At 43.8% G+C, this 15,949-nt stretch carries 15 protein-coding genes; 7 read left to right on the top strand and 8 right to left on the bottom strand.

Going from position 1 to position 15,949, the window contains the following annotated elements; translation table 11 throughout:
* Positions 1 to 18: 18 nt before the first annotated feature.
* The 5 genes from ACM0P2_RS14265 to ACM0P2_RS14245 form a co-directional block, all read right to left on the bottom strand.
* Positions 19 to 741, bottom strand: coding sequence for a TorF family putative porin (locus ACM0P2_RS14265; protein WP_159120121.1), 723 nt, complete (start codon positions 739 to 741; stop codon positions 19 to 21).
* Positions 742 to 934: 193 nt separating this feature from the next.
* The gene (locus tag ACM0P2_RS14260) at positions 935 to 2,152 is read right to left on the bottom strand and encodes a choline transporter (RefSeq protein WP_105931547.1); all 1,218 of its coding nucleotides are present in this window, start codon (positions 2,150 to 2,152) and stop codon (positions 935 to 937) included.
* 158 nt (positions 2,153 to 2,310) lie between these two features.
* Positions 2,311 to 3,963: a choline dehydrogenase gene (betA, locus tag ACM0P2_RS14255; protein WP_159120120.1), complete on the bottom strand. Its 1,653-nt coding sequence runs from the start codon at positions 3,961 to 3,963 to the stop codon at positions 2,311 to 2,313.
* A gap of 21 nt (positions 3,964 to 3,984) precedes the next feature.
* Positions 3,985 to 5,451 (bottom strand): betaine-aldehyde dehydrogenase, encoded by a 1,467-nt coding sequence (betB, locus tag ACM0P2_RS14250; RefSeq protein ID WP_419226718.1) that lies wholly within the window; start codon positions 5,449 to 5,451, stop codon positions 3,985 to 3,987.
* Positions 5,452 to 6,091: 640 nt separating this feature from the next.
* Complete coding sequence (locus ACM0P2_RS14245; protein ID WP_419226717.1) at positions 6,092 to 6,913, bottom strand: META domain-containing protein; 822 nt, start codon at positions 6,911 to 6,913, stop codon at positions 6,092 to 6,094.
* Positions 6,914 to 7,010: 97 nt separating this feature from the next.
* Here ACM0P2_RS14245 and ACM0P2_RS14240 point away from each other — a divergent pair, with 97 nt between their 5' ends.
* Entirely contained in the window at positions 7,011 to 7,175 is a 165-nt protein-coding gene (locus ACM0P2_RS14240) for a hypothetical protein (protein WP_373996026.1), read from the top strand.
* 72 nt (positions 7,176 to 7,247) lie between these two features.
* On the opposite strand, the gene ACM0P2_RS14235 is transcribed toward ACM0P2_RS14240, so the two are convergent.
* The 3 genes from ACM0P2_RS14235 to ACM0P2_RS14225 all read right to left on the bottom strand — a co-directional run bounded on the left by ACM0P2_RS14235 (position 7,248) and on the right by ACM0P2_RS14225 (position 8,560).
* Entirely contained in the window at positions 7,248 to 7,904 is a 657-nt protein-coding gene (locus tag ACM0P2_RS14235; protein ID WP_159120117.1) for a crotonase/enoyl-CoA hydratase family protein, read from the bottom strand.
* Positions 7,905 to 8,010: 106 nt separating this feature from the next.
* Positions 8,011 to 8,217, bottom strand: coding sequence for a hypothetical protein (locus tag ACM0P2_RS14230; protein WP_120961544.1), 207 nt, complete (start codon positions 8,215 to 8,217; stop codon positions 8,011 to 8,013).
* 1 nt (position 8,218) lies between these two features.
* The gene (locus ACM0P2_RS14225; protein ID WP_159120116.1) at positions 8,219 to 8,560 is read right to left on the bottom strand and encodes a hypothetical protein; all 342 of its coding nucleotides are present in this window, start codon (positions 8,558 to 8,560) and stop codon (positions 8,219 to 8,221) included.
* A 195-nt stretch (positions 8,561 to 8,755) separates the two neighbouring features.
* Between ACM0P2_RS14225 and ACM0P2_RS14220 the strand changes: the two genes are divergently transcribed.
* From ACM0P2_RS14220 to ACM0P2_RS14195, 6 genes are all read left to right on the top strand, one after another.
* Positions 8,756 to 10,789, top strand: a complete 2,034-nt coding sequence (locus tag ACM0P2_RS14220; protein WP_159120115.1) for an aminotransferase class I/II-fold pyridoxal phosphate-dependent enzyme — start codon at positions 8,756 to 8,758, stop codon at positions 10,787 to 10,789.
* A gap of 143 nt (positions 10,790 to 10,932) precedes the next feature.
* The gene (locus ACM0P2_RS14215; RefSeq protein ID WP_159120114.1) at positions 10,933 to 11,214 is read left to right on the top strand and encodes a hypothetical protein; all 282 of its coding nucleotides are present in this window, start codon (positions 10,933 to 10,935) and stop codon (positions 11,212 to 11,214) included.
* On the top strand, positions 11,207 to 11,524 hold the full coding sequence (locus ACM0P2_RS14210) for a hypothetical protein (RefSeq protein WP_236547207.1): 318 nt from the start codon (positions 11,207 to 11,209) through the stop codon (positions 11,522 to 11,524). Before ACM0P2_RS14215 ends, ACM0P2_RS14210 begins: the two co-directional genes overlap by 8 nt.
* Before the next feature lie 173 nt (positions 11,525 to 11,697).
* The gene (locus ACM0P2_RS14205) at positions 11,698 to 12,486 is read left to right on the top strand and encodes a TrmH family RNA methyltransferase (protein ID WP_159120113.1); all 789 of its coding nucleotides are present in this window, start codon (positions 11,698 to 11,700) and stop codon (positions 12,484 to 12,486) included.
* A 32-nt stretch (positions 12,487 to 12,518) separates the two neighbouring features.
* Positions 12,519 to 13,526, top strand: coding sequence for a ribosome biogenesis GTPase YlqF (gene ylqF / locus ACM0P2_RS14200; protein ID WP_159120112.1), 1,008 nt, complete (start codon positions 12,519 to 12,521; stop codon positions 13,524 to 13,526).
* Between the two features lie 145 nt (positions 13,527 to 13,671).
* Positions 13,672 to 15,945: a galactose oxidase early set domain-containing protein gene (locus ACM0P2_RS14195; RefSeq protein ID WP_159120111.1), complete on the top strand. Its 2,274-nt coding sequence runs from the start codon at positions 13,672 to 13,674 to the stop codon at positions 15,943 to 15,945.
* Positions 15,946 to 15,949 lie beyond the last annotated feature (4 nt).

The raw sequence follows: 15,949 nt of genomic DNA, 5'->3' as shown, positions 1-15,949 counted from the left end.
TAGACTGCTTACTTTGTTCTAGAAGCTAAACGTTTTGGTTACGCCGAACACAATTCGTTCGTCAGCGGTATCTATATCAAGGTTCGTATTTTCTGCGGCAATTTCGAAATCTAAACCTTTATAGCTTGTTTGGTACGCTAAACGGTAGTGATAAAACGATGTATTGTCATCACGCCATACCCAAGTGTCGCTATCTAGCGAGTTAGACACATCAAAGCTTGCGCGTAAGTTATGGTTTGGCGCAAGTTCGAACGTATGGGCAACCATGGCAACGGTATGTCTTGAGCCTGTCCCAAAGTAATCCCACGTGTACCAGACATTAAGCTCTGTATTACCGTAGTCGCTTGCATAGCCAAACTTAGTATAAACTTCTGGATAATTACCGTCGCTTGAGTCGTCACCACCGTGGTAAGAATAATAAGCGATACCATAGTCAATGCTGATAGCGTCAGTAAGCATTTGATAGCGCCCCACGTAGGCATCCCACTCAAGGTTGGTGTCGCCACCAAAATCTACGTTAGATGCCCATGTGCCAGCATACATGCCGTTTTCAAAAGCCTTATCGATACCACCTTGAAGTGCAGGATCATTTTGAGTTTGGCTTAAGCCATTAAAGGTGTAATCAGAGACAGCAGAAATATTTGCGCTCCAGTCAGCGAGCGACGCTGATGAGTATAGCACTGCAACAATAGCAGTAGTAACGATGCGGATAGATGCTTGAAAAGCATTGCGTTTTTTCATTATTAAACACCTGTTTTTTTCGTTATTGTGTTGTCCACGATCCCTTATTTCAATTGCGCTTATACCCAAGCTATAGGCGCAACTACGCTCGTTTATCTAGAAGGTAAACTACTCAATATAAGATAAGGAACCGTGCTGTTCTTTCGCGTAACTGACCTTTACCGCATTGCAAAGGTCAGTAGACGCTATTTCACTAATTTAAGTTTTCTATTTTTGTGAAGTCGATTTTGTTCTCTTTTGGCGAGGTTTTGATAGTCGTCACTGATTTAAACTTCTGACTCAAAATAAAACCAAAGCAGCTAAAGAAGACGGCGATAACCAGCGCACCTACCCATTGTATTTGTAAGAAGTCTAGCTTAAATAAAAGAGTAAGCAGCGAAAGTGCGACAATATTTAACGCAATGTAGTTACCTTTACCTATGCGCTCAACGGTCATATTGAGATTATCAGTGTAGAGCCTTATGAGTGAATCGAGAGAGTTGATCACAAAGACAATACCGACAAATACCATCGCCATGTTCGTTATTCCTTCAGTTGGGATACCTGCACTATGGTAGTGGTAAAGGACCGAGAACCACGCTGCGATTGGTATAGATGGAATGACCATCATTGCTAACATGACTTGATAGGTTTTGAGACCACCCACAAAGCGCGACGTAAATTGGCCTATCATAATGCTCCAACTAAACCACCAGAATAAGTAAAACTCGTGGTATTCGTTAATAGGTAATACAAAGTTGTCGATGTTGGCAAAATAACCGCCAATCAAACCTAGATTAGCAAAGTACGCCGACATCTCACTTTCACCAAATACAAAGGCCGCCGCCCACATGCCGACAATTAAGGCGATAAATACCCATGTGGTGGTAAGGCTTAAAATACGAACATATTTAATGCTGGTACTTGAATAAACGGCAAAGGCGATAGCTGCAAATACAATCAAATAAAACGCGGGGACTACTGATTCTCCGTCTCCCATCGATGGTAAATACCACGGTAGATTTGACAGGAGTAAGAACGCTGTGAACGCACAGGTTCCGATGATCACCACATTGTTGACGAATTTAACTAGCGGTAGCTCAAAAAACTTAACTTTTGGCTCGATTACGCAGAAATAAAAACAAGTAAGAAAGTAAAACCCCCAAATTAAGAAACCCCAGAAACCAAACTCGATAGCCAGTGGATTGGTGAATGCGTATTCAGGACTTGCGCTTATGTCAGCATAACCCGCAAATTCAGTAAGCGGGAACATGATAAGGCCCACGTCTAAACCCGAGGTAAAAAGGATAGCGATAAAGGTAAAGGTTCTGACTGGCGTTACGCCAACCACTTTCATATTGCCCCATTTATATAAAATGTAAGCTACAGAAAGCAGAGTGAAAATAATGCCTGCACTAAGCCATACTGTCATTATCACCCTCCCAGTATTGATAAAAATAAAACATGTTTTTTCCTTTTTTTTCGTTATTAAACTGTCCACCCAATTAAACGTTACTGCCTTAAGGCAGCAGCGTAAAAGCACTGTGGAAGGTGTGCAATCAAACACACTGGTGCAAAATTATTTAAATCCTAGCGTTGCTCGGTTTGCCTCTTTGGGTGAATATCAACCGCTACATTCTGTGGTGGCAAAGCAGGTTTGCCTAAAATCATATCCGCGGCCTTTTCCGCTACCATGATGGTTGGCGCATTTAGATTTCCATTAGGGATCGTCGGAAAAATAGATGAATCCACTACGCGCAAACCTTCAATGCCATGCACATTGGTTTTAGAATCTACTACCGCCATGTCATCTTCGCCCATTTTGCATGAACATGATGGATGGTAAGCACTTTCAACGGCTTCACGCACGAAGGAGTCTATTTCTTCATCCGTCTGAATGTGCTCGCCAGGCTGAATTTCGCCGTCTCTGAAGTCGTCGAATGCTGACTGTGCGATGATTTCTCTTGTAAGTCTTACGCATGCTCTAAACCCTTCAATATCATCTTGATGCTGCAAGTAGTTAAACAGGATTTTAGGCGGAACCGTCGGGTCGGCCGACTGGATGGTGACGCTACCTCTACTTTTGGGTTTGTTATGACCTACGTGCACTTGAAAGCCATCACCGTCGAATGCTGATTTCCCGTCATAACGGATAGCCGCGGGTAAAAAGTGGTACTGGATATCAGGCCATTCCACGTCTGCTTTCGAGCGAATAAACGCGCAAGATTCAAAATGATTCGTTGCACCTAAACCAGAACGGTTTAATAGCCAGCGCGCGCCGATAAGCCCTTTTGAGATTAGGCCCAGCTTGCGATTTAACGTAATACGTTGCTTGCACTTGTACTGGAAATAGAATTCCAAGTGATCCTGCAGGTTTTGGCCCACACCCGGCAGATGATGCATAACCTCAATCCCTGCTTTTTCTAGAATATCTTTATCGCCGATACCGGAAAGTTGCAGGATGTGCGGCGAGCCGATAGAGCCTGCGCTCAAGATCACTTCATTCGATGTAGCTGCAGTTTCGGTTTTACCATTAACCACATACTCAACACCTTTCGCGACCTTATCTTCTAGCACTACCTTAGTAACTAGCGCGCCGGTAACTATCGTTAAATTCTTGCGCGATTTAACCGGGTCAAGATACTCACGGCTTGCTGAACTGCGCACGCCGTCTTTCACGGTCATATGCATCGGCCCAAAGCCTTCTTGCTGCTTGCCGTTATAATCGCTAGTGATGTCGTATCCGGCCTGTTCGCCAGCTTTAATGAAGGCCGTGTAAAGCGGATTCTTCATTTCGTTGCCGTTGTTAACGCCGAGTTCACCATTGCCACCACGATAAGCGTCGTTGCCCTTATACCAGGTTTCCGCTTTTTGAAAATAAGGTAGGCAGGCCTGATAATTCCAGCCCTCTGCGCCGTGAGCTTCCCATTCATCAAAGTCTTTCGCGTGGCCGCGAACGTATACCATTCCATTAATTGATGATGAACCGCCCAGCACTTTTCCACGTGGACAGTGCATTTCACGATTGTTTAAATACGGCTCTTTTTCAGTGTTAAATTGCCACGCGTACTTGTCGGTATTCATAGGAATAGACAGCGCTGTTGGCATCTTAATGAAAATGCTTTTATCTGAGCCACCGGTTTCCAGTAGCAACACCTTGTGTTTCGGATTTTCTGACAGGCGATTAGCCAGCACACAGCCAGCTGAACCTGCACCTACGATAATGTAATCAAATGTCTGCATATATACTCCTACAGTGGCTTCTTAAAACGGGCTTTCGATTTGGCTCATACCCACGTAAACCGACTTGGTTTGTGTGTAGCTATTAAGCGTTTCGACGCCATTTTCCCGCCCAATACCAGACTGTTTATAACCGCCTACGGGCATTTCAGCAGGAGAGTTACCATATGCATTAATCCAGCAAATACCAGCTTGTAGCTGGTGGATTACGCGGTGCGCGCGCTGAATGTCTTTGCTAAACACACCGGCGGCTAAACCTAGCTCGGTGCCGTTGGCGCGTTCTATCACCTCATCTTCATCATCGAAAACCAACACACTCATTACCGGGCCAAAGATCTCTTCTTTAACAATGGTCATATCGTCAGTGCAGTCTGTGAAAATGGTGGGCTCTACAAAGAAACCATTGGGTGCGGATTCAGGAGACGCCGCGTTACCACCGGTTAGCAGTGTTGCACCTTCTTCTTTACCTTTAGCTATATAGCCAAGCACTAACTCTTGATGTTTCTTAGAGATAAGAGCGCCAAGGTTTACATTAGGATCTAATGGATCGCCCATGATGATGTTGTTTTCAGTACGTGTCTTAAGCTCATCAATGAAGGCTTGATACACAGAACGCTGAACAAAAACACGGGTGCAATTTGTACAAATCTCACCCTGTGTATAGAAGTTTCCTAACATAGCTGCACTTACAGCCTGGCTTATATCAGCGTCTTCAAACACTAGTAGCGGTGATTTACCACCAAGCTCCATCGTAACGTCTTTCAAATTAGATGCAGCTGCGCTTTGCATTACCTTTTTGCCTGTGCCTACTTCGCCGGTGAACGACACTTTTTCAATGTCCGGGCCTGTTGTCAGCCACTGACCAACCTCTGCGGCGCCTTGTACTACATTGAATACGCCAGCAGGTACGCCTGCATCAATAAAGACTTCCGCCAACTTAAGAGCACCCATTGGGGTTTCTTCAGACGGCTTAAAAATAAAGGCATTACCAGCAGCAAGTGCTGGACCTGACTTCCAACAGGCGATTTGAATAGGGTAGTTCCATGCGCCAATGCCAGCGCAAATACCTAAGGCTTCTTTACGGGTATAGAAAAAGTCGCCGCCCACAGGCTGCTGAGTTCCTAACTGAGTAGGGGCAAGTCCTGCATAATACTCAATAACATCAGCGCCAGTTTCAATGTCAACACAGTCCGCTTCTTGAATGGGTTTCCCTGTATCGAGGACTTCAAGTTCAGCTAACTCGTCATTACGCTCACGAAGCAGAGCAACCGCTTTATTCAGAATGCGGGTTCTCTCTATCGGCATCATTGCCGACCACACCGCAAATCCCTCTTTAGCGCTCTTGATTGCTTCTTGTTGAATGAACTCATCAGCCACTTCTACGTGGTAAATTACTTCACCGGTTGCGGGGTTGGTTACTGCAAAGGTTTCTTTGCTTTTGTTTGCCATCGGCTTGCCGTGAATGAAATTCTGATAAGTCGGTAATGACATGCATAAACTCCTACTTTAAAAAAGGTGCTGAATATACTCACCAATAGATTGCGAGAAAAAACTGACACACGAACTTCGTTTCAAAACAATGAATAGTGTTGAAACTATTTCTTTATACGAAAGACGCTTAACTAGTATCAAACGGTTCACGCAATATTAAAATCACCATTACTTTTAACGTCTTTTCGAGCCCTTGACGGCCATTTCCGACGTTAAGATTAACGCTTGTCGACAGTGAATTTATTTTAATTGGTTGTTCAATAAAAATAAATTGTATAGTGCTCTAACTATTATTTCAACTTGGGTTCAGGTAAATATCGTGTTTTAGAGCATGTTTGGTAGTGGGGTTTGGTTTATAAGTTGCAGATTTATATGCATAAAATTGTAAACATTAAAAAATATAGAATATTAACGATTATATGAGGAGTGGTAAGGCAGTAGTCGATACCTTGATAGAAATGTTTAGCTGAAACTAAATAAAGAGAAAGCTGATAGTAACGAAGTAGTATAATGAAATGTGTTAATACAAAAGATTGTACTGAGTATATGAACGCGAATTGCAACGCAAAAATAAACGAAGGCGCGTTTTAAAAAGCACCTTCATACGTAATCGATATTGCTTATTACAGGATGGGTTTGATTACTTAAGAAGATTACAGTGATAGCGTCCAGAGTTTATTGAAAGGATCGCGTCATCACCTTTGTTCCAAAACACAACATTCTTGTTATTTGTGTATTTCGCCCCAGAAGCAGAACGGGATAATTGAACAATGTGAAGATTATTGTTTAGCGATAGCCCTAACGTATCGGGGCCAAGTGAACTTACTTCAAGGGGGGTTATGTTCGCGCTAGGGGTCTCGCATGTATAGCGTTTCGTATTGTTTGTCTGCTTTGAATCGATAACGTCTTGCTTTTGGCTAACAGGTGCCGTTGGTTGCTTTTCACTATGTGAAGCTCGAGGAGCAGTAGTTGTTGTGCTGTTAGACGTTGAAATTGCTTTGATGGTTTCTGATTTATCGCCGTTGAGAAGAACTAGCCACGTACCGCTGTCTATGGAATACAATTGTGTTTCGTTAAGTGCTTCAACGAATTTTTGCTCTTGCTTCATAAGGGCTGGTGCACACATCTTTCTGGTCAACGCAATATTGTCGACGGTAAATGCTGAGAGCCCTTCGTTTACTGTATCTAAGGTAACCGCCCCCGTATAACGGTTACAACCCGTGCTTCCGCTTATCTGACCATCGTTAATGCTCATGGTTACATGGCTATAGTCTATTATTCCGCCTTGTTGAATGCTCTCAACCTGCCAATAGCTGTCGTTCATTGCAATAACAGAGGCGGCGTGTGAGGGCTTTTGGGAACTTGAAGGAGATACCGAGTCAGAAAAAGAGCTTGAGCTACACCCAGTCAGCGATAGTAAGCCTGTGCAAAACAGTGCCCCAAAGTACATCTTATTAGTCATCAAGACTCCATTTAGTTGTTCTACTAGCGCTATGAGTCTCGTTATGCCTCTTAGTTCCTTAGTATCCATTTATATCTTTAAGGGACTAAAGAAGACCATGAACGTCGGCCATCATTTTGAGGGCAAAAAACCGGCCTTTGTCGACGACATTATGGGGTTAGCGATAGGGCCGTTGTTTGTTCTTGCGGAACTGAGCTTTGATTTAGGTTTGAGAAAGGCACTCAAAGAAGAAATAGAGCGCCGCTCTGGCCCAGTAAATTAGTGGCGTATTTCGGAAAAAGCGCGTTAACCCTTTAAACGTTAACGCGTTGCTTCGAACACCCAATCATTAGCCCTAGGCCTTCATTCTTTCTATAGTCTCGTTGCGCAGCTGTAGCTTTGACTCAGCGAACGACTGCCTGGGCAACATTTTAAGCTTTTCCGCATAACCCATTGCCGTTGCCAAAACCTTATCCTGTGGTACGGCTGCATCGAGAAACCCTGCTTTAACAGCTTCAGCACCTTGATAAATTCGAGAGAAAAGCAACGCTTCTGTTTGGCTCGTATTCGCTAGCCTTGCTTTTGCCAACTCCATGCCAAACGGCGGAAGTACCATGCCAATTGCAGTTTCGTTTAGTCCATATTTAGTATCTGCATCTTTACCGATACGTAAATCGGCCGCCATCAGCATAATTGCACCCATTGCAATGCTATGACCTTCAGCCGCAACGATAACCGGCAGAGGAAAACTGTAGAGTCTGACAATAAGTTCAGCCCCTTTTGAGACTAACTCATGCTGCTTTTCTTTGTCGTCGGCTTTCATAACCGATAAATCGAATCCACCGCAAAATTTACCTTCACCCCCATGAAGCACAACTGCCTTTGCATTTTTCTCGGCTTCATCAAGCGCGTCGTTGAACTGTTGAATAAGTGTAAAGTCCACGGCGTTAACTTTTCCGTCGTCAAAGGTGATCACTGCAATATCGTTATTAATAGCTAAATTAAACGCCATGGTATGTCCTGTAACTTTCAAGGTAGGGATAAATGTACGTTACACTTTTTTAAGCGCAACTTTCTAACAGTGATTGTAGGTAATTGATATCTATTATGATAGTGCTTTATGTATCATCTTCGAGGTACGTGCCCTGATTATCGGAGATTATTCGGGGAAGTTCTGCAATAAGCTTCTTTTTATATCGGCGCTGCCTGCGACGTGCCTTTGCATTATTAGCTCGCCAGGAAGCGCGCTTATCTTGCACAACGTCTTCTAAGTCTTGCGCATCTTCAATTCTACTTGCATCAAAAAGAGACGTTCTTCTTGGCATATCAAAAATCCAAACGGTATTGCTTTTTCCGCCAAAGTTTAGAGCGTTCGTTTAGCGTGTGAAGTGATACACTTTCACAAGCTATGCGCTTAGCAAGCTGCGCCGCAGCAATTGCATGTTCCTCTGATAGGTTTTGATAAGCGGGGGAGGGAATAACGTCGTACCACGCGCATCCGCAAACATTGTCCAAAATGATCCGCATGAAGCAGTGGTCATTGTGTATTGGCCAGGTATTTTTCTTCGTAGCCGCAATAGAAGGCAACACATTTTTTGCGTAATGCAAAAACTGATTGAGGCTTACCTCATGTTCTTTAGATTCAAAAGGCCTGGGGGTTGTTTTCATAGCGTTTGAAAGTAGGTTCTGTAAAACACCGTTTAATTAAAAAGTGTGTCGTTTGCGGCTCTAATTAAAAGAGTCGGTAAAATATACCGTTAGCTTTATTAAGAGTTTACACGACAACGGGGAATTTCAGCGTTACACTAATTTTAGTTTTTTGGTTTCAGAGCTATTTGCTCTTTTTTACTACATGGTTGTTTAATGCGCCCTCATTTGAAAATACTCGTTATAGAAGATGCTGTTGACCTGCTCGAACAAATTACCTCAAGCATAGGTAATACTATCAACTACTTTGATAGGAGCGATGTTGAAATAAGTTTGTTAGAGGCAAGCTCAGTAGCAAAGGCGCTGCAGCTTGTTCGTGAAGACGGTGATATTCAGGCGGTAGTTTTTAGTTGGGATGTAGTCGCAAGAGTCAGTGAACTTTCAGAAACTAGCCAACTCAACCTTGCAACGCAAGGAAGTCAGCAATCTGAAGGTAGTAAGGCAAACGATACGGTTGATGGTCAGAAACCAGGTGAAGATCTGCAATCAAGCACTGGCGCTACCGTTGAAAATAACGCCAAAGTCATTGATGCTATCAAACGTATTAGACCAGAACTGCCCGTTTATGTGTTAGGCGATGCGGTTAAGGGCTTGGATATCGTAAACCAAGCTAACGGTATTGAGTCGTTTTTCTATCGCAACGATATAATTTCAGATCCGGAATCAATCCTCGGTTACATCATTAACGATTTTGATGACAGAAACGAGACACCATTTTGGACGGAATACAAAGATTACGTTGTAGAAGCGAATGATTCGTGGCACACACCAGGGCATAGCGGCGGTGCAAGCTTCAGAAATTCACCTTATATCAGCGACTTTTACCGCTTCTTCGGACGCAATGTATTCGTAAGCGATTTATCGGTAAGCGTTGATTCTTTGGGGTCGTTATCTGATGGCACTCACGCTATCGGCAAGGCGCAAGCTGCTGTCGCGAATACATTTGAAGTACGGCATTCTTATTTCGTAACGAACGGTTCGTCGACCTCTAACAAGATTATTCTGCAAACGCTGTTACGTGAGGGCGACAAAGTCATTGCCGATAGAAATTGCCATAAATCAGTGCACTACGGCATTATTCAAGCGCGCGCCATGCCAGTTTATTTAGATAGTGTGTTCAACCCAGAATATGGGATTTTTTCACCGCCTAAAATGTCACAAATTAAGGCGTTAATTGAAGAGAATACCGACGCTAAGCTAATCGTGCTGACCGGTTGTACCTATGACGGCTTGCTAACCGATTTGAAGCAAGTGGTTAAACTTGCCCATGAACATGATATCAAAGTCTTCATTGACGAAGCCTGGTTTGCCTACTCGCTATTTCATCCTGCGCTACGAAACTACTCAGCAATTGCCGCTGGCGCAGACTATATTACGCATTCCGCTCACAAGGTGGTGTCGGCGTTTTCTCAAGCATCGTTTATCCACGTTAACGATCCTGATTTTGATAAGGACTTCTTTAAAGAAGTGTTTGCCATTCACACCAGTACGTCACCTAAATATCAGTTAATTGCGTCTCTTGATGTGTGCCGTCAGCAGCTGGAAATGGAAGGCTACAAAATACTGAATGAGTTATTAAGTAATGTAGCCGAACTTAAATCCCAAATGGCTAAGTTCAAGCGCCTGAAAGTATTGTCACCTGACGACTTCGCAAAAATGTTTTCTCATTTTGAAAGTGACAACATAGGACACGACCCGCTTAAAATACTTATCGATGTGTCTGCGCTTGAGTATTCAAATCAAGAAATACATCGATTTCTGATGGATGAGGTCGGGTTAGAAATAGAGAAGTTTACTCATAGCACGATACTAGTTTTACTCACACTCGGCGGAATGCGTTCTAAAATCGTTAGACTATATAACGCTTTAAAGCGTCTGGACGATGGTGCGGTTAATTTAAGCAAGCGCAAAAATAAAAGCCCGCTGCCAGCAGATATTCCACCCATTCAGTTAGATGATCTACCATCAAAAGCGTTTTTTAGTAAGCGAGAGGCTATCGCATGGCAGAACAGTATCGGTCGCACGGCAGCTGGCTTAATTACACCTTACCCGCCGGGCATTCCACTTATTGTTCCAGGGCAGAAAGTAGAGCAGGCGCACATTGATTATCTTCAGGCATTGGCAAGTCAGAAGCTTACCGTGCAAGGAATTTATGACGGTGAAATTTATGTTGTTGATGACCAAGAATAGAAAAGGGCTAGCCAAAATAGTCTGAACGATGCTAAAGCTCTCAAGTGTTACAAAACTCGTCCGTTGAACAGTTTCTATCTAAACGTTTATTTCTTATTTTGTTAGGGCTTCGAATGGAAGCTAATCGAAACAAGGATATGAAAATGAAAGAATTAGATACGAAAGAAATCGAAATGGTGTCCGGCGGCTTTGATGGTTGGGAGCAACTAGGCATTGGGATTGCCATGATTGGTTTGGGAATTGCAATTGTCGGGACGGCAGGGCTAGCAACTGTGCCTATAGCACTCGCGGGCGCTGCAACACTTGGTGAAATTGGCATTGGTGCTGTTGGTGTTGGTTTGGCTGGCGCAGGTGGTTTTGCTGCTGGCTCGTCGCTAACGTCAACGAGTGATGACAAGAAAGAATCAACAACATTAGATGAATAGACCAATGTACGGGGTACAAATCCGCGGTGGTGACATCACCTCAATCGCATCTCTACGGGTCTTGCGTACTCTATGGCCGCTTTCATTAAAAGCGGTAGAGAAATTGGCAGCAGCATTGGAAAAGCAAAACGAGTATGTACTTGTAGAAGGTGTTACATATGAATTTGCAGCAGAGCTTGCACAAGAGTTTGAAAGTGCAAATGTTGTGTGTCAGATCTCACCAAGTGATAAAAAAGAGGCCTGCTTTTGTATTCCAATTGGAGAGAAGCGCAAGCGTTGGAATGCTGCAGGTCTATTGGTACCTCGGTAATTAAAAGGCGTTTACAAGTTATTTGAAACGCCTTTTCAATAATCTCCTTTGTCTAGTATCTGACCACTACAATCTTTTACTGTCATTATTTGTTTCACTATTAAGACTTGCAGCTTTGCGTTTTTGGTTTCATACCTTACACTTGCGCCGAAAGTTATAAAAAGGCGATGCAAATGAAACTAAGTGACGTGAAAAAGCTTCATCAAAAGAAATTTAGAACGCAGTTTGGATTTTATTTAGTTGAAGGGGAGCACTTAGTTCTAGAGTTAATTAACGTTGCTCGAAACAAGGCGCAAAGTACAGGCAATATCACGCTTTATATTACGGCTGAGTATGAGCCGTGGGTGAAAGAATACGTAATTCCATCTAATGTTCAGATGAACGTTGAAACGGTATCGTCGCAACAAATGCAGCAACTAAGCGATACGAAGTCACCACAAGGTATTATTGCTCGTGTTCCGCTTCCCAACGCTACGTTAATTACAGAGCAGTCAACAACTAGCAATAATGCGCACAGTTTCAGCACCGAAAAGTACATCTACCTTTATGAGGTTCAAGACCCGGGCAATTTAGGCACCATACTAAGAACCCTAGCTTGGTTTGGTAATTTCACGTTACTGCTTAGCCCAAACAGCGTAGACCCATACAATTCAAAAGTCGTGCGCTCTAGCATGGGGGCTATTTTCCACGTCAAAATGGAATTAAATGTACCGCTTGAAAGTTTGGCAGAACGGTTTGAACGCTTCGCTTTTTTAGACATGGATGGTAGAAGTATCACCTCAGAGACCTTCGGCAATTATCAGTGCTATCTTTTTGGCAACGAAGCGCGTGGAGTGCCGTCGAATGCGCTTTCAGCGCTTAACGCAACGGCATATACCATTGCCGGAAGTGGCAAAATAGACTCATTAAATTTAGCTAGCGCTGTCAATGTCTGCGCATATGAACTAACCCGTTCAGCTTAGCGTTTACAACTCGATCACGATAGGAATTAACCATGGCATTACAATGGTTCCCTGGGCACATGCACAAGGCCCTGAAAGAAATTAAAGAGTCGCTTAGTCAAGTGGACATTCTTATTGAAGTACTTGATGCACGTATTCCGTATTCTAGTGAAAACCCAGAAATTGCAAAAATACGCGGTGATAAACCCTGTATTAAAATTCTGAATAAATATGACTTAGCCGACCCTGAGATAACTGCCCGCTGGCAGGAAAGCTTGGAAAAAGAGCGCGGCGTAAAAACGATTACCACATCAAGTGACAACCCTGGTAACAGTAAGCAGATAATGCAGCTTGTTAAGAGTATTTGTGCTTATAAAGAGGGCCAACCCAAAGCGATAAAAGCAATGATTACCGGTATTCCTAATGTGGGTAAGTCAACGCTCATCAATATATTGGCAGAGCGTATCATCGCAAAAACCGGCAATGAGCCTGCTGTTACTAAAAGTCAGCAGCGTATCAATTTGGGCAGTGGCATTATCTTATTTGATACGCCAGGGGTGCTATGGCCGAAATTAGAAAATCCGCATTCTATTTACCGCTTGGCTTCATCGGGAGCCGTAAAAAATACAGCAATGGAATACGATGATGTTGGTTTTTTTGCTGCTGATTATCTCATTAAAGCGTATCCCGACGTTATGAAAGAGCGTTATAAGCTTGAAGAGCTGCCGGATACAGAGATTGAGTTTTTAGAGGCCGCCGCGAGAAACCGCGGAGCAATACAGGCAGGCGGCCGTGTAAACCTACATAAAATTTGTGAAATTCTGCTTAAAGAACTGCAGTCAGGCAAGCTAGGGCGAATTACTTTAGAAACCCCTGAAATGCTTGAAGTTGAGAAAAAAGAAATGGAGTTGGAAGCGATTAAGAAGGCTGAAGCAAAAGCTAAACGTAAAGCAAAATTTAAAACAGGCTCGCTGACGCCAGATAAAAAGGACCGAAAAGAGAAGCGAGAAGAGAAGCGCCAAGAACAGAGCCGTAGAATGCGCGCGGGTAACAAAAAATAAAAAATTAAAAACTAATTTTAAAAAAACTGCATCCAAGCATTCGTCTTAGTCGTTTGGTTTACATGTTGTTTACATTTGAGCGTTTCCTGAACAGGGTGCGTTCAAATTAAACGGCATGTGAACTCAACGATAATAGGATGCCACAATGCACAAACGTCCACTGTTAGTACCCACACTTACACTACTTACTCTTAGTATCACTCCTCACTTTGCTCTTGCTGATCGCAACAAAGGTAAAGTGCCAATAGTCACTCCAGAATGCTCAAATATTGCTGTGTGTAAACAGCAGGGTATCTTCACTGACCCATTCGAAGAGCCGCTGGTTACGGGTGAGTTTCCCGATCAAGACAACACCAACATAACTAATCCTCTCAACAATTACCCAGATAACGGTAAGTGCGAAGAGAATGAAGATGGTGTGCTTAAATGCAAACCTGCAGCAGGCAGCTTGGCACTATTGAACGATGGCCGTATTCTTTATTTTAATGCATTGGAAGGCACTGAGAACGTTGAGTACAACGCGTTACTAGAAATAGGCTCTGCCATTATAAACGATCAAACTCGCGTATTGACCATGAAAAATGACAGTGCGAGCTGGATTGCACCTTCTCCCGTAGACGCTGGCGCCAACCCTGACGGAAATGATTCTGAAACCATCATTGGCGACATCACCGGTTTTTTAGGTACATCCCTGCCACTTGATTTAAACACAGATGATGAGAGAACCAATAACGACGGCGCACTTTTCTGTGCTGATTTAGTGGGCTTGCCCAACGGGGAACTTATGGCGGTAGGCGGCACTGATTACTATCATGAACCAGGAGTCAGTACGAGCTTGCTTGGCGAGCCCATTAATTTTGGACTGTCTGAATTAGAAGGGTTGAAAAACAGTCGTATTTTTAACCCTGAAGATAATAGCTGGCGAAAAACAGGAGATATGAACTTTGGGCGCTGGTATCCAAGCGCTTTATCGTTGGCTAACGGTAACGTCTTAGTTGCTAGCGGTGTCACTAAGCTCGTGAAGCCAGTTTATTTAACCCGACCAGAAACCTCAGGTCGAAATGTTACGGTTACCGAAACCTACGACACATCTTGCGGCGAGTGGAAGGACAACGGACCTTTAGCAGAACGTTCATTACCCTTGTATCCAAGATTACACTTGCTACCTAATGGCCACGTCTTCTACAACGGGGGCGGGCAGGCGTTTAATCCATTTGGGCAGAGTTACGACCAAGCGCTTTGGAATATAGTAGCGGCTTACGATCCTCAATCTAAAACGTGGGCTGACCTTGGGTTTGCGGGGCTACCGCTTCACCTAAGCGAAGCTGGGATAGGAGATCTTACAAGTTTTCTTAGTATAACCAATACCGAATCAAGCACATCGTTAAATGGGTTGCTTACCGGTTTAACGGAAGAATTTATTGCTAATCCATTTGACGCGCTAGCCCCTATCATTGACGACCCTTACAGACTTGCTGATGTGCAGGCTCTGTTAGGGGCCGGTTTTAGAGGTTCCACATTCTCTATGATGATGCCACTAACGCCAGACGATAATGGGGTTTACAGTAAAGCTGAGTTTCTCACAGCCGGTGGTGTATTAACAGGTGTTGCTGCAACAAGCCCTGGTTTGTATGTTGGTACAAACTTGGCCCGTATTGATTCGGTGACCATTGATGGGGAAAAAATGCTTTATGACTCACGTTCAACGGGAAGCCTTCAACAAGGTCGTTGGTACGGTACAGGTGTATTGCTCCCCACCGGAGAAGTTTTAGTCGTATCAGGGGCTGACAGGGATGAGGTGGTGCTACCTGGCGCTGGGAAACCTATTCTGAAAGCCGAAATTTTCGACCCTGAAACAGAAACATTTAGGCAGGTTGCCGAGCAAAATCGACCGCGTACATATCACAACTCTGCTGCATTGTTGCCAGATGGTAGTGTCTTAATAGGTGGACATGCCCCCATTAACACCGCTTATGCATACAGCGTTACGTTACCGGGCTTTTCACCAAACGATGGCAGAGATCCTTCTTTTGAAATCTATAAACCTGCCTATATGTTTGGCGATAGACCCGCTATAGGAAGACAAAACAAGGCTGTTGGTGTGGGCGAACGTCTTAGAATTGGCTTGAAAAACACAGATGCAGCAACCGCCAAAATGAATGCCAATATCGAGTCAGTGGTGCTGATACGAAGAACAAACATTACCCATCTTATTGATGGTGACCAGCGCAGTGTAGTGCTTCCCATAGTGCGTCACAATACAGATAGGATTGTCGTGCAAATGCCATCGCAGCAAGCAGTAGTGCCACCTGGCGATTACATGCTTTTTGTTAACGCTCGCGATGAAAATGGTGAATTAGTTCCATCGGCGTCAAAGACCATCACGGTGACGGGCGAACTTTCTGCAATGTGTAACTAGGGGA

This window comes from Alteromonas sp. OM2203 (assembly GCF_048517045.1).
GTDB lineage: Bacteria > Pseudomonadota > Gammaproteobacteria > Enterobacterales > Alteromonadaceae > Alteromonas > Alteromonas gracilis.
Note: the sequence above shows the minus strand (reverse complement) of the source record. Positions and strands in the feature narration are given on the sequence as shown.